The organism is Xanthomonas albilineans (assembly GCF_002939705.1).
GTDB classification, from domain to species: Bacteria; Pseudomonadota; Gammaproteobacteria; order Xanthomonadales; family Xanthomonadaceae; genus Xanthomonas_A; species Xanthomonas_A albilineans.
Window position 1 is genome coordinate 16,378 of sequence record NZ_MDCB01000005.1, and the last position, 18,750, is coordinate 35,127.

Annotated in this window: 16 protein-coding genes and 1 tRNA gene; 11 read left to right on the forward strand and 6 right to left on the reverse strand. The window is 64.9% G+C overall.

Features of this window, described 5'->3' with window-relative positions; all coding sequences use genetic code 11:
* The first annotated feature begins 2 nt into the window (after window positions 1-2).
* Both XalbCFBP2523_RS06050 and XalbCFBP2523_RS06055 read left to right on the forward strand, forming a co-directional pair.
* Complete coding sequence (locus tag XalbCFBP2523_RS06050; protein WP_045766263.1) at window positions 3-836, forward strand: glycosyltransferase; 834 nt, start codon at window positions 3-5, stop codon at window positions 834-836.
* The gene (locus XalbCFBP2523_RS06055; RefSeq protein WP_012917122.1) at window positions 829-1,683 is read left to right on the forward strand and encodes a glycosyltransferase family 2 protein; all 855 of its coding nucleotides are present in this window, start codon (window positions 829-831) and stop codon (window positions 1,681-1,683) included. The genes XalbCFBP2523_RS06050 and XalbCFBP2523_RS06055 overlap by 8 nt, the downstream gene beginning before the upstream one ends.
* A gap of 231 nt (window positions 1,684-1,914) precedes the next feature.
* Here XalbCFBP2523_RS06055 and XalbCFBP2523_RS06060 read toward each other — a convergent pair whose 3' ends face one another.
* The 3 genes from XalbCFBP2523_RS06060 to XalbCFBP2523_RS06070 all read right to left on the reverse strand — a co-directional run bounded on the left by XalbCFBP2523_RS06060 (window position 1,915) and on the right by XalbCFBP2523_RS06070 (window position 4,804).
* A complete protein-coding gene (locus tag XalbCFBP2523_RS06060; protein ID WP_012917121.1) occupies window positions 1,915-3,201 on the reverse strand; it encodes an AGE family epimerase/isomerase in 1,287 nt (428 codons plus the stop codon).
* A 92-nt stretch (window positions 3,202-3,293) separates the two neighbouring features.
* Entirely contained in the window at window positions 3,294-4,622 is a 1,329-nt protein-coding gene (locus XalbCFBP2523_RS06065) for a sugar MFS transporter (RefSeq protein ID WP_012917120.1), read from the reverse strand.
* A complete protein-coding gene (locus tag XalbCFBP2523_RS06070; protein WP_045766262.1) occupies window positions 4,619-4,804 on the reverse strand; it encodes a hypothetical protein in 186 nt (61 codons plus the stop codon). Before XalbCFBP2523_RS06070 ends, XalbCFBP2523_RS06065 begins: the two co-directional genes overlap by 4 nt.
* 408 nt (window positions 4,805-5,212) lie before the next feature.
* Between XalbCFBP2523_RS06070 and glgB the strand changes: the two genes are divergently transcribed.
* The 3 genes from glgB to XalbCFBP2523_RS06085 all read left to right on the forward strand — a co-directional run bounded on the left by glgB (window position 5,213) and on the right by XalbCFBP2523_RS06085 (window position 8,865).
* Window positions 5,213-7,399 (forward strand): 1,4-alpha-glucan branching protein GlgB, encoded by a 2,187-nt coding sequence (glgB, locus tag XalbCFBP2523_RS06075; protein ID WP_045766261.1) that lies wholly within the window; start codon window positions 5,213-5,215, stop codon window positions 7,397-7,399.
* Between the two features lie 312 nt (window positions 7,400-7,711).
* A tRNA-Ile gene (locus XalbCFBP2523_RS06080) sits at window positions 7,712-7,787 on the forward strand.
* A gap of 178 nt (window positions 7,788-7,965) precedes the next feature.
* On the forward strand, window positions 7,966-8,865 hold the full coding sequence (locus XalbCFBP2523_RS06085; RefSeq protein ID WP_045766260.1) for a hypothetical protein: 900 nt from the start codon (window positions 7,966-7,968) through the stop codon (window positions 8,863-8,865).
* 295 nt (window positions 8,866-9,160) lie between these two features.
* Here the strand turns inward: XalbCFBP2523_RS06085 and fabR are convergent, their stop codons facing one another.
* Complete coding sequence (gene fabR / locus XalbCFBP2523_RS06090) at window positions 9,161-9,805, reverse strand: HTH-type transcriptional repressor FabR (RefSeq protein WP_012917076.1); 645 nt, start codon at window positions 9,803-9,805, stop codon at window positions 9,161-9,163.
* A 94-nt stretch (window positions 9,806-9,899) separates the two neighbouring features.
* On the opposite strand from fabR, the gene XalbCFBP2523_RS06095 reads away from it, so the two are divergent.
* The 6 genes from XalbCFBP2523_RS06095 to XalbCFBP2523_RS06115 all read left to right on the forward strand — a co-directional run bounded on the left by XalbCFBP2523_RS06095 (window position 9,900) and on the right by XalbCFBP2523_RS06115 (window position 16,164).
* A complete protein-coding gene (locus XalbCFBP2523_RS06095; protein WP_045766259.1) occupies window positions 9,900-10,976 on the forward strand; it encodes a ferredoxin reductase in 1,077 nt (358 codons plus the stop codon).
* An 11-nt stretch (window positions 10,977-10,987) separates the two neighbouring features.
* Window positions 10,988-12,112 carry a fatty acid desaturase family protein gene (locus XalbCFBP2523_RS06100; protein ID WP_012917074.1) on the forward strand — a complete coding sequence of 375 codons (1,125 nt, stop codon included), beginning with the start codon at window positions 10,988-10,990 and terminating at the stop codon, window positions 12,110-12,112.
* A gap of 83 nt (window positions 12,113-12,195) precedes the next feature.
* Entirely contained in the window at window positions 12,196-12,354 is a 159-nt protein-coding gene (locus XalbCFBP2523_RS16540; RefSeq protein ID WP_155394559.1) for a hypothetical protein, read from the forward strand.
* Window positions 12,355-12,466: 112 nt separating this feature from the next.
* Window positions 12,467-13,903: a sensor histidine kinase gene (locus XalbCFBP2523_RS06105; protein WP_045766258.1), complete on the forward strand. Its 1,437-nt coding sequence runs from the start codon at window positions 12,467-12,469 to the stop codon at window positions 13,901-13,903.
* Entirely contained in the window at window positions 13,888-15,225 is a 1,338-nt protein-coding gene (locus XalbCFBP2523_RS06110) for a sigma-54-dependent transcriptional regulator (protein ID WP_045766257.1), read from the forward strand. The genes XalbCFBP2523_RS06105 and XalbCFBP2523_RS06110 overlap by 16 nt, the downstream gene beginning before the upstream one ends.
* Window positions 15,226-15,411: 186 nt before the next feature.
* Window positions 15,412-16,164 carry a hypothetical protein gene (locus tag XalbCFBP2523_RS06115; protein WP_012917071.1) on the forward strand — a complete coding sequence of 251 codons (753 nt, stop codon included), beginning with the start codon at window positions 15,412-15,414 and terminating at the stop codon, window positions 16,162-16,164.
* Window positions 16,165-16,371: 207 nt separating this feature from the next.
* On the opposite strand, the gene glgX is transcribed toward XalbCFBP2523_RS06115, so the two are convergent.
* Window positions 16,372-18,540, reverse strand: coding sequence for a glycogen debranching protein GlgX (gene glgX, locus XalbCFBP2523_RS06120; protein WP_045766256.1), 2,169 nt, complete (start codon window positions 18,538-18,540; stop codon window positions 16,372-16,374).
* A gap of 12 nt (window positions 18,541-18,552) precedes the next feature.
* Window positions 18,553-18,750, reverse strand: coding sequence for a DUF2934 domain-containing protein (locus XalbCFBP2523_RS06125; RefSeq protein ID WP_012917069.1), 198 nt, complete (start codon window positions 18,748-18,750; stop codon window positions 18,553-18,555).

An 18,750-nucleotide genomic window follows, 5' to 3' on the forward strand; every position in this document is an offset into this window, starting at 1 on the left:
AGGTGAGCCTGCCCATCGTGTTGGTGCCGGTCGGTGTCGACGATGTTGCGCTGGATGCCTGCCTGGGAGCGCTGGAGGCGAATACGCCGGCGGGCACCCGGGTATGGCTGGCCGACGATGCGCAGGCCGGGCCGCGTGGTGTCCGGGTGATCGAGGCGTGGCTGGCGCGCACGCGCCTGCAGGCTGACTACACCCGGCGTGCGTGCATGCTCGGTGAGGTGGCGCATCTGGACGAGATGTTGCGCGCTTGTGCCGACGCCGATGTGGCGGTGCTGGCGGCCGATGCGCAGCCGCTGCCGGGGTGGTTGCAGCACTTGAGCGCGTGCCTGGCGCGCGATGCCGCCATTGCCAGTGGCACGCCGTGGAGCAATGCCGGCGAGACGTGTGCGTGGCCGCGCTTGGGCGAGATCAATCCGTTGCCCGAGGATCCCGAACGCCTGGCTCGCGCTTGCGCGGCATTGCCGCCGCTACATCCGGAGTTGCCAGCGGCGGTGTGCCATGCGGTCGTCTTGCGCGGCGCGGCGCGGCAGCGCGTCGGTGGATTGGACGCCAGCAGTTACGGTTCTTGGTATGCGGCGCTGATCGATCTGTCCCTGCGCATGGCAGGACTCGGCTGGCGCAATGTGCTGTGCGAGACGGCGCACGTCGCGCGGCGTGCCGAAGGTTGCGCCGCCGATGGCGACATGGAGGCATTGGCGACGCGTTGGCCGGCCTGGCATGCGCGCCTGGCCGGATTCCTGATGCACGATCCGTTGCGCGCCTGCCGCGATGCACTGCGGCGTGGGTACGACACCCTGTCGCCGCTGGATCCGCAAGGGATGCTGTTCGATGTCTAGCCTGCGCGAACAACCCATCGCGGTGGTGGTGGTGACTTACGAGAGCGGCAGTACCATCGATGCGTGCCTGCAGCGGCTGCGCGCCGCCGCCGAAGTGGGGCAGATCCGGGTCGTCGACAACGCTTCGCGCGACGACACCCTGGAGTTGGTGCAGCGTCATGCACTGGAGGATTCGCGGGTACGCTTCGTCGCCAATCCAGATAACCCAGGATTCGCCACTGCATGCAACCAGGGGGCTGAAGCCAGCGATGCGCCGTGGCTGGCGTTCGTCAATCCCGACCTGCTGGTCGAGCCGGAGACGTTGGCGTTGCTGCGGGCGCGGGCGGTTGCGCTCGGCGAGGCATTGCTGGGGGTGGAGCAAGTCGACACGCAGGGCAATGTCGATGCGGCGGTGCGCCGTCGCGATCCGGATTTTGCGGCGATGTTGCGGCATCCGCTGTCCGGTGCACGGCTGGCGTTGTTGGCCGATCCAACGCAGCCGGTACAGCGTGTGCCGGCGCTGTCTGGCGCACTGATGGTGCTGCCGCGCACGTTGTTCGTGCGCATCGGCGGATGGGATGCAGGTTATCGCCTGCATGCCGAGGATCTGGACCTATGCCGGCGCGCACGCGAGGCCGGGGCGACGGTGGCGGTGGTCAACACCTTGCGCGTGTTGCATGTGCGTGGTGTTTCCGGCCGCAAGCGACCGTGGTTCGTCGAATGGCACAAGCATCGTGGCTTGTGGCGCTACTTCCGCAAGTTCGAGGCGCCGACGCGCACCTGGCCGGTGCGCGTGGCGGTGTGGCTGGCGATCTGGCTGCATGCCTGGGTGACCTTCGCCCGGCTGTGCTGGCGCCGTCGCGGCTGACGCGGCGGCGACTGTTGAAGTAGGCGCGTATCGCGGCGCAGGCCGTAAGTGGAGAGTGGACGCCAGCGTCGGCGAACGGCATTTCCGTAGCGGCGACAGCGGTCGGCGTGTCGATGCAACAGGCCACCGCCGCGTCATGGCAAGGCGCCGTCAGCACTCCATCCGGACGCCGCCAGCAGATGCTCCGGCACGGACCCGCAGCGCGCTCTCCTGCAGCGGTCGCGTCGCGGCTTACGCGAAAGCGTGGCTGTTGCGCATCACCGTCAGCACATCGTGGCAGGCGCCCATGGTGTGGTAGTCGGTCTTGCCGGCGGGGCTCTTCTCGTCGCTATAACTGCGGTTGTCGCGGCTGAGGATGCGGAACCAAGCCCCATAGCGGTGGTCGACGAGATGCGTCCAGGAGTACGCCCACAATTTTTCGTAGGTGGCGCGATAAGCCGTATCGCCGGTGGCGGCGAGTAGCCGCGCGGCGGCGGCGATGGCTTCGGCCTGTACCCAGAAGTATTTGTCGTCATCGCAGAAATAGGTCGGGGCCTTTGCCACGTCGGGCACGCCAACCACCGGCGCGTTTGCGCTGCCGGAAGCGAAACCGTAGACGATGCCACCGTGTTGTGCGTCCCAGCCGTGCGTGAGCGCGGTATCGAACAGGTGCCTTGCGGTCGGCAGCAGCCACGCCGGCGCGCCGTTTGAGGATGCTTGCAAGTGGCCGTGCAGCAGCACCAGCAGCTTCGACCACTCCACTTGATGGCCGGGCTGGAAGCCCCACGGTCGAAACAGATGTTTGGGATTGTCGCGGTTATAGTCCCAGTCAACTTGCCAATTGGTGTCGTAGTGCTCCCACACCAAGCCGCCGGCCAGTGCTGCCTGCCGGCGGGTGATGTGGTCGGCGAGCAGCAGCGCGCGTTGCAGGTAGCGTGTGTCGGCGCTGGCCTCGTAGGCCGCGATCAGCGCCTCGCACAGGTGCATGTTGGCGTTCTGGCCGCGATAGCTGGAGAAGACCCATTCCGGCGTCGCTTCGTCGCGATATAGGCCGGCTGCGGCATCCCAGTAGCGCGTTTCCAGCAGTCGCCAGGTTTCTTCCATCCACGCATCGGTGTCGAGGCCGGCCTTCTTCGCGGTGGCGTACGCCAGCAGCACGAAAGCCGCGCCGTAAGCGTGCTGGGTGCGGTCCTCGGGGACGCCGTCGCGCAGGGTCCACACGTAGCCGCCGCTGGCGGCGTCGCGATGGGTGTCGCGCAGGTAACGTAGGCCATGGCGCGCGGCGTCCAGGTACTCGGCGGCCAGCGGCGAGTCGGCGAATTCCTTGGCCGCCATCGCGTAGTTGAAGACGAAGCGGGTGCTGCTGACCAGATGGCGATGGCCGGCGTCGTACACGCTGCCGTCATCGCGGAAGTAGTGAAAGAAACCACCGTTCGGATCGATTGCACGCGGGTGGTAAAAAGCCATGGTGTCGGCGATGTGCGCGCGCAGCACGGTGGCGTCGGCGAAGTTGGGCAACGGCGTGGAGGGCAGATTCATGGGGGCGCTGGCAAACAGGGTCGGAGGAGGGGGAAGCCACAGGCTGCACGACGGTGGCGGTCGCGCCGCCGTCATGGCTGGCGTGGATCAGATCAGTGCATGACGCGGTTGATGGACGCGGCGCCGGGAACGGTCGCCGACAAGGTGGCCGATAGTCGCGAGCCGCGCACGCCGTACCAGAGGATGTAGGTGTAGCACAGCAGTGGGATCACGAAGGCATGCTGGATACCCACCGCGTCGGCTAGCGCACCCTGCGCCAGCGGTATGATGGCGCCGCCGACGATGCTCATGATCAGCAGGCTGGAAGCCGTGCTGGTCATCAGCCCCAGGCGCTCGATCGCCACGGTGAAGATGGTCGGGAACATGATCGAGTTGAACAGGCCGATTGCGATCACGCTCCACATTGCTACATGGCCAGTGCTGAGCATGCTGGTGACGAGCAGTAGCGAGGCGATGCCGGCGAATAACGCGAGCAGCTTGCGTGCCGGGATCACCTGCAGCAGCGCCGCGCCGGCGAAGCGCCCGACCATCGCCCCGCCCCAGTAGAGTGACAGATAGCGGCTGGCGACGGCTTCGCTGAGACCGCCAGTGGTCGGGCCGGAGATGTAGTTGATCAGGAAACTGCCGATCGACACTTCCGCACCGACGTACATGAAGATCGCCACTACCCCCCAGGTCAAATGCCAGTGGTTGAGCACGTCGACGTATTCTTTCACCGTCTGCGTCACGCTGCGTCGTGTGCCGGTGCTGGCGGCATTGCCTTCTTCGCGCAGCGACGGAAGACGCATCACCAGCACGAACACCGCCAGCACCACCAAGCCAGCAGCGAGCATCAGATAGGGGAACTGCACCGAACGCGCCTGCTCGATGTGGTAGGCCGACAATTGCGCCGGCGTCATCGCCGCCAGCTGATCGGCGCCGAGCACCGTGCCGGCCAGAATCAGCGGGCCGATCAACCACGGGAATACGGTGGTGCCCAGCGAGTTCAGCGCCTGCGCGAAGTTGAGCCGGCTCGGGGCTTTTTCCGCTACGCCAAGCAAGCTGATGTATGGATTGGCCGCGACCTGCAACAGGGTGATGCCGCTGGCGAGCACGAACAACGCGGTCAGGAACAGCGGGTACGACGGCAGTCGCGCGGCCGGGAAGAACATCAGCGCGCCGATCGCCGCCACCATCAGGCCAATGACGATACTGGCCTTGTAGCCGACCCGTGACACCACCGCGCCAGATGGCAGCGACATCAGAAAATACGCGCCGAAGAAGGTGAACTGGATCAACATCGACTGCGCGTAGTTCATCTGAAACACGGCTTTCAGATGCGGGATCAACACGTCGTTGAGGCTGGTCAGACCGCCCCAGGTGAAGAAGATCATGCTGACCACCGCGATGGCGGCGGTGTTGGACAGCGGGCGGGAATTCATACAGCGACTCCGGGAACAGGCAAGAAGGCGGCCCGGCGACCGGCGCGCAGATACAGCCGGGCAGGCACGGCGGTCAGTGCAGGCAGGGCCAGCGCGTCCAACACCCAGCGCGCGTCCTGTACACCAAGCGCGGCGGTAGTGTTGGACAGGGTGGCGTGGTGGTCGGTGGGAGACAGCGCCACGACGGTTGGAAGGGTTCAAAAGGTCGCATATCCTGCGCCGTCGTGACCCTTCGCGCATTTTGCAGTGCAGCAAAGTCCTGGCCGTCGTCGGTGCGGTCGGTATCCGGCGGTGTCGCCGTCCCCACGCGCATGCGCTGGTGAAGCTGTGTGGCGCCCCCTTTTGCATCGCCTGAATGCGCTGGGCGCGAGGTCGGCGGGAGCCAGTGCGTCGTCGCGCCAGTGTGTGGTGACGATCACGGTATCTGGAAGGGCCTGCGCGCGTAACGCCGTATGGGTGACGCTCATCTTCTGTGTATGCGCGCCATGATCTGCGCAGCCGTTGCCAACGGGACAATGGTGGATCATGTGGCTGCGACAACCGTGTACGCATACTCGAACGCTTTCCTACACGCCCCAGGAGTCGATTCGATGAGCGATGCCGTGCACGTCTGGGACGAGGCGACGCAACACGCCTTCGCCACCGCTCAGCACCGCGATCCGTTCGCCGTGTTGGGCGCGCATTGTCTCGGCGACGCGCACGTGCTGCGTAGCTATCTGCCCGGAGCCGAAGCGGTGATCGCCATGTTCGAGGACGGCCGCGATGTGCCGTTGCAGGAGGGGCCGGAAGCTGGCTTCTTCCATGCGCGTTTGTCGCACGCTGGTCACTACCGCTTGCGCATCCGTTGGCCCGGTGGCGAGCAGGAGACGGCCGACGCCTACGCGTTCGGCCCGCAACTGAGCGATTTCGACCTGCATCTGATTGGCGAGGGACGCCATCTGCATCTGGCCGATGTGCTCGGTGCGAACGTGGTGGAAGTGGGAAGCGTGCGTGGTACCCGCTTTGCGGTGTGGGCACCGAACGCCTCGCGCGTGGCGGTGATTGGTGATTTCAACGGTTGGGATGCGCGCCGCCACCCGATGCGCTTGCGTCACCAGGTCGGCGTATGGGAACTGTTCGTGCCCGACGTCGGCCCAGGCACGCATTACAAATACGCCTTGCGCGGCCCAGATGGCGAAGCATTGCCTGCGAAGGCCGACCCGGTTGCGCGGCGCGCCGAATGGGCGCCTGGCACCGCTTCCATCGTCGCCGACCCAACGCCGTTCCAGTGGCATGACGACGCATGGATGGCGGCGCGCGCGCGCCGCCACGGCCCGCAGGCACCGATCAGCGTCTACGAAGTGCACGCCGGTGCGTGGATGCACGACGACGACGGCCACATACTCGACTGGGATGGCTTGGCCACACGGCTGATTCCTTATGTCGCCGAGATGGGGTTCACCCACATCGAACTGATGCCGATTGCCGAGTATCCGTTCGGCGGCTCTTGGGGCTACCAGCCGCTGGGGCTGTTCGCGCCAACGGCGCGCTTTGGCACACCGGAGGGCTTGGCGCGTTTCGTCGATCGCTGCCACCGTGAGGACATCGGCGTCATCATCGACTGGGTGCCCGCGCATTTCCCCACCGACGCGCATGGCCTAGCGCACTTCGACGGCACCGCACTGTACGAGCACGCCGACCCGCGCGAAGGCTTCCATCGCGACTGGAATACCCTGATCTACAACCACGGACGCTGCGAAGTGTCCGGTTTCCTCATTGCCAGTGCGCTGGAATTCTTGCAGCGCTACCACATCGACGGCCTGCGTGTGGATGCCGTGGCTTCCATGCTCTACCGCGACTACAGCCGCAATGCCGGCGAGTGGGTGCCCAACCATCATGGTGGCCGCGAGAACTACGAGAGCATCGCCTTCCTGCGTCGGCTCAACCAGGTGGTGGCCGAGCATGCGCCCGGTGCCATCACTATCGCCGAAGAATCCACCGCCTGGCCCGGCGTCACCGCCGACCGCGCCCACGGTGGCCTGGGCTTCGACTACAAATGGAACATGGGCTGGATGCACGATAGCTTGCAGTACATCGCGCGTGATCCGATCTACCGTGGTCACCACCACGACGAACTGCGTTTCAGCATGGTTTACGCCTATTCCGAGCGCTTCATGCTGCCGATCTCCCACGACGAAGTGGTCCACGGCAAACGCTCCCTGCTCGGGCGCATGCCGGGCGACGACTGGCAGCGCTTCGCCAACCTGCGCGCCTATCTCGGCTTCATGTACACCCACCCGGGGCGCAAATTGTTGTTCATGGGCTGCGAACTGGCCCAGCCCACGGAATGGAACCACGACGCTGCCTTACCCTGGCACCTGCGCGACGACCCGCGCCATCGCGGCATCCAGTACCTAGTGCGCGACCTCAACCGGCTCTATGTCGAGCATCCCGCGCTGCACGTCTGCGACGACGTCCCCGAAGGCTTTGCCTGGGTCATTGGCGATGACGCCAGCAACAGCGTATTTGCCTACCTGCGTCAGGCGCACGACGGCGACGCCCCAGTGCTGGTGGTGGTCAACTTCACCCCAGAGGTACGCCATGGCTATCGCATCGGCGTCCCGTGTGCCGGCCGCTGGCGCGAATGGCTCAACTCCGATAGCGCCATCTATGGCGGTAGCAACGTCGGCAATGGTGGCGATGTTTGTAGCGAGGCGCTCGGCGTTCACGGTCACCCCGTCTCCCTGGTTCTGACCGTGCCGCCGCTGGCGGTGTTGGTGTTGGGGTATGCGGATTGAGGCGAGGTTGTGCTGGGTCGGACTAAGGCGGACGAACCTGAGGCGGTTGGGTGTCGGCTGGGAAGATGGATGGTTGTCGCAGCGCCCGTCCTGTCGTGCCTTGCTGCGTTCGATTGGTCGAGGCACGCCCGCACACGTGGACGCATGCATCAGGCCTTGCGCACGGCCACTTCCGCTGGCGTTTGACGCGCGGGCAGACAGCGCCCCGTCGTGGACGTTAAACTCACCCTCGCCTCGGTGCCTTGCGCCGCGTGGATGCCAGAGGCGCCAAGCCGGCAGCCAACGCATCGCCTGCATGTTCCGGATGTTTCCGGGCCTATAGCTCAACGGTTAGAGCAGAGGACTCATAATCCTTTGGTTCCAGGTTCGAATCCTGGTGGGCCCACCAAACGCATGAAAATGCAGTTGGATACTGTATGTATTTGAGAAAGTTGAATTTTAGGGTGGTGCGTCACCAGGCATTGGAGTTGCCAGTATCCTTGATCAGGTAATTCTCGGAAACTTGCTCGGCCATCTGTAGCGAGCCACTCCAGTTATTCCACCTCCAGTTCACCATCAGGATATCTATGCAAGGCAGCCTCTCTCAAATCGTCGCATTGGTGCTTGAGGGGAACGCCGCTCTTCGCGGCATCGCTTCGACTGGACTGCATCAGCACCATAGTACCCTGTCGTTTTGTGAGTACGTGCACTTCGTAGAATTGACCATGAAGTCGGCCGGCTGGTCCGAGAGACGTGTTGCCGACGACCCCGCAGCATGGTTTGATTACCTGAAAGCACACGGCTTCACGGCGTTGCGGATGACGTACAGCCCATCGGGTGACCCCCGCCTCGCGGAAAGAGGCGTCACCGACCGCATGCTTGTGGGATTTGTTGGTGGCGGTGGAAGTTGGAAGATCCAAGCCAACAAATCTGACTCGTCAGATTACTGGGAAGTGCGCTGGGTCGTGGGCGACCGGCAGCGCGAAGATCAGAAAGTCTGGCAAGTCACCTACGGACGGACCGCTATTAACGATCCCCTTGGCGAGGTCGAGCAGCCTAATCTGCGTGCTTTGCACGTAGAGTTTCGCGACATTCTTGAGCAGATCCGCAGCTTTGCCGCCAAGCATGGCCTGGATAGTTTTGAAAACTGCTTCGTAAGAGCGCTCGAGGATCTTACAGCCGAGAAATCGTGGAACGGATTCCACAAGGAACTGCTCAACCCTTCCCTGCTCACACTCGATGCCCTCCAACTGCTGTCTGCCGCCCAGTCATCATGGGTCTTCGGTGGCATGGGCTCGTGGAATGACCTGGGTTTTGAAGGCGACGAACAGCAAACTTACGAACGCTTGTCCGAAGCGCTCTACAAAATTGCCAACTGGGCGATCGTGGCAGCGACAAACAGCTCGGTTGGCAGTTCTGTCACCGTTGCCGCGCAGAGCAGCAGCAACGCACTTCCCAAACAGAAGTGGTGGCGACTCTTCAGCTGACTTAGTGCGTCGCCGGTGCCCCCTACGCATCCACGTGTGCACCTGTTGGTGCTGCCGTTGTCGTCCACGCCATTGATCGGGCCATTGCCACCGGATTCGTTGCCTCTGGAGGGCGTCACCCAGGTAAACACGTTGCCTGCGAGGCATGAGGATTGAATCTGCTGAGTTAGATGTGTTGTTTCTTCATGCTATCTACGCAGTTCGCCGAGGTAAGCATTTGGCGCTGAGCAACCTAGGCGGTTGAGTTAGTGCGTCCAGGATCTTTGGATAAGCCCGCATCTGGCGCCGTCACACCTCAACCAACAGCCAATGCCCGTGAGCCGAGGATGATCATGCGCAGCATCGCGGTGATCTGCCGGATCAGTTGCGGGTCTTTCTCCGGTGGCAGGTCCATTGCCGTTGCGCCCATCGCGAAGACCAGCCGGGTGATCGCTTTGGAAACCAGCGCCGGCTCGTGCAGCGGTGCGCCCTCCTGCGCAGCCAGGCGGATCAAGTCCACGCGCAGTTCGTCTTCGAAATAATTCAATTCGCGATCCACCGCCCGCTTGAAAGCGTCCGAGCCGACCGTGCCTTCGCGCAGCAGGACGTGCAGCAGCTTGTCGTCGGCACGTAACTGCTCCATGAACGTCTCCACGGAGCTGAGGATGATGCTGCGGCGGTTGCCAGCGGCGCGCTGCCGGGCTTGGCCGATGATGGTGCGCAGCGAACTGCCGGCCAGGTCGATCAGCGCCACCGCCAGTTCGTCCATGTCGCGGAACTGGCGGTAGAAGCTGTTCGGCGCGATGCCGGCCTCGCGGGTGACCTCGCGCAGGCTCAACGTGGACACGCTGCGGTGCGGTCCGATCAGCTTCAGCGCCGCCGCCAGCAGGTCTTCGCGCGAGATCGCACCCTTGCGCGCGGGTAGCGCGTCCTCGGGCTGGGGCAGGGGGGGCGAGGTCATGGACTGGGCCGGAGCAGGCAATGAGCGATCATAGCGCCTTTGCTGAATATACAACTGTATAGACATTTGTCTCTGTGTCTGTATAGTGGATGCCATGAATGCCGTCCGTCGTCCCGCCAAGCTCCGTCCCGCCATCAGCGCGTTGCACGCTTGGGTGCGGCCGGATGTCTTCGATTTCTGGTCCACACGCCTGCATCCGTTGTGGACTTGGCAGCGTCCACGTGCGCGCTTGCTGCAGCGCGAGGCTGCCAGCAGCGACGCGGTGACCCTGGTGTTGCAACCCAACCGTCACTGGCGTGGGCTGCGCGCCGGTCAGCATGTGGAACTGGGCGTGGAGATTGATGGGCGTCGGTTGTTACGCAGTTACAGCCCCACGCGATTGCCGGACGGGCGCCTGGCGATCACGGTCAAGGTGATCGACGGTGGCCGTGTCAGCCAATATCTGGCCAGTACGGCGCGGATCGGCGAGGTGTTCGAGCTTGGCCAGGCTTTCGGCGAGATGGTGCTGCCGGCCGCGCCGCAGGGGCACTGGTTGCTGCTGGCGGCTGGTAGCGGCATCACCCCGATGCGTGCGCTGTTGCGGCAGTTGGCGGCGGACGGGATGCCTGCCGATGTCGACTTGATTTATTGGGCGCGCCGCCACGACCAAGTGTGCTTCCGCGACGAACTGCAGGCGCTGGCCGCCGCGCATCCGCGCTTTCGCCTGCAACTGGCGATCACCGGCGAGGGCGATTCTCCCGCGCCGCGGGTGGATGCGCTGCCGCTGGACCATCTGCACGGCCTGGAACAGGCACAGGTGCTGGCCTGCGGCCCGGGAGGTTTCGTGCAGGCGGCGCGTGCACGTCTACAGCCGCATGTCGCGCGCTTCCAGGCCGAGGCGTTCAGCCCGCCGCCGGCGCTGGACGACACCGAGCAGGGCACGGTCGCGGTGACCCTGGCGCGCAGCGGCCGTGTGCTGCAACTGCCGCGCGGGCAATCGTTGCTCAGCGCGCTGGAAGCCGAGGGCCTGCGGCCCAAGCATGGCTGCCGCATGGGGATCTGTAACAGCTGCGCCTGCGGCAAGCAGTCCGGTGCGACCCGCGACCTGCTCAGCGGCGTCCACACCACCGAACCCGGTTCGCTGAAGCTGTGCATCAACAGCGCCAGCAGCGACCTGATCTTGGACCTTTGAAGGACTTTTCCATGGCGACTCCCCGCAACCGCGCACTGACTCCGGCCGAATTGCAAGCGTTCGGCGATGAACTGGACGCGCTGCGTACGCGCACACTCGCCGACTTGGGTGCGCGCGATGCGCGCTACATCCGTCGCATCGTCGCGGCGGTGCGCTACACCGGTCTGGCGGGACGCGCGTTGCTGTTCCTGGGCGCGTTCGTGCACAGTGTTTTGCTGCCGGCGTGGATCGCTGGTGTGCTGTTGCTCACTTTGTCCAAGATCTTGGAGAACATGGAGCTGGGCCACAACGTCATGCACGGCCAGTACGACTGGATGGGCGATGCGCAGTTGAACGGCAATACCTACGAATGGGACATCGTCGCCACTGGCGAGAACTGGCGTAAGACGCACAATTTCAAGCACCACACCTACACCAACGTGCGCGGCATGGACGATGACATCGGCTACGGCCTGTTGCGCATCTTCCCCGAGCAGCGCTGGCGTCCGTTCTACCTGGCGCAGCCATTCATCGCGGTGGTATTCGCGGTGCTGTTCGAATGGGGCGTGGCGATCCAAGACCTGCGTCTGGGCCGCTGGTTCGCGGGCAAGATGAAGCCCGGTCAGTTGCGCCGTGCGTTCGCTCCGGTCGGGCGCAAGATGGGGCGGCAGATCATCAAGGACTACGTGGTGTTTCCGGCGCTGGCCGGCCCGTTCTTCCTGCCGGTGTTGCTGGGGAACTTGGTCGCCAACGTGTTGCGCAGCATCTGGACGTTCGTGATCATTTTCTGCGGTCACTTCACCGCCGAAGTCGAGACGTTTTCCAAGGACTCGATCAAAAACGAGTCGCGTGGTCACTGGTATCTGCGCCAGTTGCGTGGTTCGTCCAATCTGGCAGGCGGCAAGTTGCTGAATCTGCTCTCGGGCAATCTGAGCCATCAGATCGAGCACCATTTCTACCCTGATGTGCCGGCCAACCGCTATGCGTCGCTGGCGCTGGAGGTGCGCAAGATCTGTGCGCGTTACGGTCAGCACTACAACACCGGGTCGCTGCCGCGGCAGTTCGGCCAGGTAATGTGGCGGATCGTGCGGCATGCCTTCCCCAGCCGGCCACGGCCGGCGCGTGCCTTGCGGGTCGAGGTGCAACAAGCCGGTTGAGTACACGCACGGCGCCGCAACACGTGCCGTGCCGTTGGTGCCCGCAGCGATCATGACGTTGCGCGCATGCCCAGCGCATCCTCATGATCACGACCGCAAGTGCGGTGCTGATCGCGGCGAAAACCGACGCCGAACTAGACCCGACCAACCTCATGGCCGTCGTCCAGTCAACCAGGGCGCTGCATGTACTGTCTGAGCACATGGCACAACAGATGCGTGTTCGTGCCGTCGAAGCAGGCTGACACGAGCACTGAGAACGAGGTGTAACACTGCGTGATGCGTGCCGCGCATGGCCGTGGTTTCGCCCCGCAGGTACGATCGGCTTCGTCGCTTCGTCTCGTGCAAAGGTCGGCCATGCCCCGTTCGCTGCTGCGCCAACTCCTGTTGATCTGGATCGTCATCGTCGCCGCCTGCGTGGGCATGGCGGTGGTGCTGGTCGGGCTGTATCGGCACAGCGAGGGCGTGCGCGCGCAGCGGGCGCAAGCGCAGTTGCAGGAGGTCTGCGCACACATGGTCCAGCGCTACAACGGCGCCAGCGTCGCCGCGCACGGCAGCGATGGCACCGGCCTGGCGGCGGTGGTGACCCAATTGGTTCTGGCCGATGCCGCCGGCGTTGAAGGCGGCATCTGGAACCGTCAGCACGGCTTCCTGGCTTATGCCTACCCGACCTATGATGGCAGCGAGCACAAAACCGACGTGCCCGTGGCCGAACGCGCGGTGATCGTCGCCACCGCACAGCGCGGCGTCGATGCGCACCAGGCGGTGACATACCGGCGCGACGGGCAGCGCGAGACCTTGCTGATCGCCGCGTGTCCGCTGGATCGCCATGCCGTGGCCTGGACCATGACCCGGGTCGCTTCCAGCGATGCTGCGGCCAGTCTACCGCTGGCGTTGGGCATGGCGCTGATTCTGGCCTTGGTGGTGGGGTCGGCGCTGGCCCTGGGCTGGGTGGTGCGGCGCTGGAGCCAGCGCCTGCGGCGTATCCAGCAGGCGCTGGCGACGCCGGCCGAAATCCCCGTCATCCCCGCGACCGGCGCACCGGAACTGGACCGGCTCGGCGCGGCGGTCACCGACTACGCACAGCGTAGTGCGCAGGCGTTGGCGCAGACGCGCCGGCTCGGCGAGGAACTGTCGCGGCACGAGCGGCTGGTCGCGCTCGGGCGCATGACCGCGACCGTGGCGCACGAGATCCGCAACCCGATCGCGACCTTGCGTCTGGCGTTGGAGAACCAGATCGCAGCGGGCGGGGATGCATTCGACGATGCCCAGGCGCAACTGATGCTGACGCAGATCCAGCGCCTGGACGGAGTGGTCGAAAGTCTGCTTGGCATGGTCCAGCCGATCCGCTTGCAGCAGCACACGGTGGAACTGCGGGCTTGGCTGCAGGCGTTGCTGGACCCGGCCGAATGGGACGCGCAAGTGCCGCTGATTGCACTGCATCTGGACGCGGCACCAGCGCAGTGGAGGCTGGATCCACTGCAGGCTGCGCGTGCCTTGCATAATTTGTTGCGCAACGCATTGCAGCACGCCGCGCCAGGCACCGAGGTGACCCTGGCCGCGCATGCCGACGCGGACCTGCTCCGATTGAGCGTGTGCAACCGCGGCGAACCGGTTCTCGCGCCGGTCGCCGCACACTTGTTCGAGCCATTCGCCAGCGGTCGCAGCGATGGCAATGGCCTGGGCCTGGCATTGGTGCGCGAAATCGCCCGCGCACATGGTGGCGAGGCGCGCTACACGCACCACGACGGCATCACCACCTTCACCCTGGAGTTGCCATGGCGCGCATCTTGATCATCGACGACGACCAGGCGTTTCTCGCCACGCTGCAGGCCACGTTGCGCTCGTTCGGTCACGAGGCGATTGCGCTGGCCGATCCACAGGCAGGGCTGCTACGGTTGGGCGAGGGCGATATCGATCTGGTCTTCGTCGATTTCCGTATGCCGGGGATGGATGGCATCGCGCTGATGCGCGCGCGCCAGAACGATGTGCGTGCCGCGTGCGTGCCGTTGGTGATGCTCACCGCCCATGCGTCCAGCGGCAATACCATCGAAGCGATGAAACTCGGCGCGTTCGATCATCTGGTCAAGCCAGTTGGCCGTGCCGACATCGCGGCGGTGGTCGAACGCGCACTGCTCAGTCGTGCCGAGCAGGCCGCGACATCCGTGCCGGCGACGCCTGCCGAGGACGACGATGCACTGCTCGGTCACAGCGCGGCGATGCGCACCGTGCATAAGCGTATCGGCCTGGCTGCGGCCTCCGATCTGCCGGTGTTGATCAGCGGCGAGACTGGCACGGGCAAAGAGTTGGTGGCGCGCGCCTTGCATCGTGCCAGCGCCCGCGCCGGGCAGCCCTTCGTTGCGGTCAACTGCGCGGCCATTCCCAGCGAACTGATGGAGAGCGAGCTGTTCGGTTACCGCAAGGGGGCGTTCTCCGGCGCGGTCGCCGACCGCAGCGGCCTGATTCGCGATGCCGATGGTGGCACGTTGTTCCTCGACGAGATCGGCGACATGCCATTGCCGATGCAGGCCAAACTGCTGCGCTTTCTGCAGGAGGGCGAGGTGTCGCCGCTGGGCGGGCGCGGTGCGCAGAAAGTGGACGTGCGCGTGATCGCCGCAACGCACCGCGATCTGGCCCAGGCGGTGGAGAAGGGGGGCTTCCGTGGCGATCTGCGCTACCGGCTCAACGTGGTGCCGATCGAATTGCCGCCGCTGCGCGAGCGCGGCGACGATATCCTGCTGCTGGCGCAACACTTTCTGGAGACTGGCGCGACCAGTGTGCAGACGTTATCGGCCACGGCGCAGGCACGGCTGCGCGTCTATCCCTGGCCGGGCAACGTGCGCGAATTGCGTAACGCCATGCAGCGTTGCCAGGTGCTGGTGCGCGCGCCGGTGATCGAAGCGCACGATCTGGACGAACTGCTGGCCGAGCCGAACGATGCGGCGGCTGTCGACACCGATGCGATGACCCTGCCGCAGGCGATTGCGCAACTGGAGCGACGCATGATCCAAGCGGCGCTGGCGCACACCCACGGCAATCGCGCCGAGGCCGCGCGCCGGCTCGGCATCCATCGTCAGTTGCTGTACCGCAAGCTCGACGAATACGGCCTGCAGTGAGTGTCCGCTGCGTGTGGTACTGGGTGAAAAGGTGTCCGCAAAACGGACGGAAGTGGATGGAATGCAGACGCCGCGATCCCCGGAGTTCTATTGTATTTTCTTTTAAATCAAATATTTGGAGGTTGGCACGGTGCCTGCTCTATTTCCACTGCAAGCGGCACTCCCTGCCGCTGTGGAGAACCTCTCATGATCCGTCGTAGCGCACTCGCTCTGTCCCTGGTTTTTGTTGCCACCACTGCCGCCGCGCAGGTGTATCCGCCGCCCGCACCGCCGCCTGTCCCGCCCGCACCGCTGGGAGCCGACGCGCCCGTCGCCGCCACGCAGGTGCAGGTGGACGGTACCGTCGAACGCTTCATGATCAACCCGAATGGCGATGTCGATGGGATGTGGTTGATGGACGGTACCCAGGTCAACTTCCCGCCGCATCTGTCGGCCGACCTGCAAGCGGCGGTGCGCCGTGGCGATGCGGTGTCGGTGCAGGGCTATCGTCTGGGCAGCCTGCCGGTGTTGCAGGCGAGCACGATTACCGCGCGCCGCAGCGGTAAGCAGGTGGTGGACCGCCCGCCGAACCCGATGACGCCGCCGCCCGCGCCTCCAGCGCCGCCGTCGCTCACTCCGCTGCAGGCCGATGGCCGTATCGAACGGTTGATCTACGGGCCGCGTGGCGAAACCGCTGGCGTGCTGCTCAGCGACGGCACGGTGGTGCGAATGCCGCCTCCGGCTGCGTTGCAATACAGCGAACTGCTGCGTACTGGCGCGCGTCTGAGTGTCAGCGGCTTCGGTGTGATCACCAATGTGGGGCGTGCGGTGGAAGCGACGCAAGTGGGCCGCGACCGCGCCTCGCAGCAGGGGGTGTTCATGCATTCCGTCCCGGCCCCGCTGCCGGCAGTGCAGGGACAGCCTGGCGTTCCGGCCGTGCCGCCGCCGGCTTCGCGCTGATCGGTTGCCTCTCGCCACGTCGTGCCCGCCGCATGCGGCGGGCACGTTCGCCGGCCTAATGACGTCGCTTTTGCAAGGTGCGCTGCTGACGTCACCGCATACACCCGCGATTCTGGTCACCAGCCTGTTGCAGCATCAGCAGGCGCGGCTGCAATGGATGCAGGCGATGGCGTGAGTCGATAACGCAATGTTGCGCGTGCCGTTGCGTCAGCCTGTTGCTGGTGCATCGGCGTTTTGATGATGCGCGGCGGCCAACGTGCTGTCGCGTTCGGCGGCCATCAGGGTCAGCGAGCGGCCAATGCCATGCCACTGCGCGCCGCCTGGCAGGCCATGTTCGCCGCTGCGCTCGGCGGTATCGATCAGCACCCGCCAGTGTTCGCCTTTCACCAGCGGCAGGGTAAACACCATGTCCTCGGCCGCGCTATTGAGGATCATCAACAAGGTCACGTTCGCGGCCGCCCGGCGCAGGCCGCTGGAGGGCGCGCGACCGTCCAGGCGCATCATCAGTGCGCGCGCGTGCGGGTCGTGCCAGGCGGTTTCGGTCATCTCCTCGCCGTCCGGTGCCAGCCAGGTCACGTCCTTGATGCCCAGTTCTTCGTCGTAGACACCGTCGAAGAAGCGGGCGCGATGCAGTAGCGGGTAGTGCGCGCGCAAGTGGGTCAGGCGCGAGACGAAGCGGCACAGGTGGCGGGCGCGCTCGCCGCCCTCCCAGTGCAGCCAGTTCAGTTCGCTGTCATGGCAATAGCTGTTGTTGTTGCCGCCCTTGCTGTGCCCGAATTCGTCGCCGGCCAGCAGCATGGGCGTGCCTTGCGACAGCAGCACGGTGGCCAGCATGTTGCGCATCTGGCGCAGGCGTAGTGCGTTGATCTGCGCGTCGTCGGTTTCGCCTTCCACGCCGTGGTTGGCGCAGAGGTTGTTGTTCGATCCGTCGCGGTTGTCTTCGCCGTTGGCATGATTGTGTTTGTCCGCGTAGCTGACCAGGTCGTGCAGGGTGAAGCCGTCGTGGGCGGTGACGAAGTTGACCGAGGCGGTGGGGCGGCGGCCGCGGTGGTTGAACACGTCGGCCGAGCCGGTCAGGCGCGTGGCCAGTTCCGCAAGTTGGCCGGCGTCGCCACGCCAGAACGCGCGCACGGTGTCGCGGAATTTGTCGTTCCATTCCGACCAGCCCGGTGGGAAGCCACCGACCTGGTAGCCGCCTGGGCCCACGTCCCACGGTTCGGCGATCAGCTTGACCTGACTCAGCAGCGGATCCTGGCGACAGGCGTCGAGGAAACCGCCCTTGGGGTCGAAGCCGTGGTGTTCGCGACCCAGGATCGTGGCCAGGTCGAAGCGGAACCCGTCCACATGCATCTCCGACACCCAGTAACGCAGCGAATCGTTGACCATGCGCAGTGCGCCGGCATTGGTCAGATCGAAGGTGTTGCCGGTGCCGGTATCGTTGATGTAGAAGCGGCGGTTCTCGGCCAGGCGGTAGTAGCTGGCGTTGTCGATGCCCTTGAACGAGAGCGTTGGCCCCAGTTCGTTGCCTTCGGCGGTGTGGTTGTAGACCACGTCCAAGATCACCTCCAGCCCAGCGTGGTGCAGGCGCGCCACCATCTGTTTGAATTCGGACACGGTGCGCGTGGCCATGTAGCGCGGATGCGGCGCGAAGAAGCCGATGGTGTTGTAGCCCCAGTAATTGCGCAGGTTCTGTTTGAGTAGGTGTTCGTCGTCGACGAAGGCGTGTATCGGCATCAGCTCCACCGCGGTCATGCCCAGCCGTTTGATGTGTTCCACCACCTCGTCCACTTTCAATCCGGAGAAGGTGCCGCGCCAGGCTTCTGGCACCGCGGGGTGGCGCATGGTGGTGCCGCGCAGGTGGGTTTCGTAGATGACGGTGCTGTCCCACGGTGTTTGCGGATGTTGATCCTTGCCCCAGGTAAAGGCCGGATCGATCACCGCGCACTTGGGCATGTAGGCGGCGCTGTCGCGACGGTCGAAACTCAGGTCGGCATCCTTGTGGCCGATGACGTAGCCGAACAGCGCCGGCGCCCATTTCAATTCGCCGACGAGTTGTTTGGCGTAGGGATCGAGCAGCAGTTTGTTGGGGTTGAAGCGGTGGCCAGCATCGGGCGCGTAGGCGCCATGCACGCGGTAGCCGTAGAGCTGGCCGGGGCGTGCATCGGGCAGGTAGCCGTGCCAGATCTCGTCGGTGTATTCCGGCAGTACGATGCGTTCGATCTCGCGACCGCGGTCGTCGAACAGGCACAGTTCGACCTTGCTGGCGTGGGCGGAGTACAGCGCGAAATTGACCCCCAGCCCGTCCCAGGTGGCGCCCAGTGGATAGGGTCTGCCTTCGCGGATGCGCGAACGACGGATGAGCTTGCGCATAGGCATGCGGAAAAATCCTTACGAAGAAGCAGTGCCGTCGTCGGTGGGCGGCGGCGGTGGGTGAGCGTCCGCGTCGGCTTCGGCAGCGGCTTCCGCGTCCACCAGGCGTTCGGCCATCGCCCAGTGGCGGGCGGCGTGGCCGTCGGGTCGGCCTTCGGCCTCCCAGATTTCATGGGCGAGTTGGCGGATGCGGCGCTGGCGTGTTTCTGCGTCCAT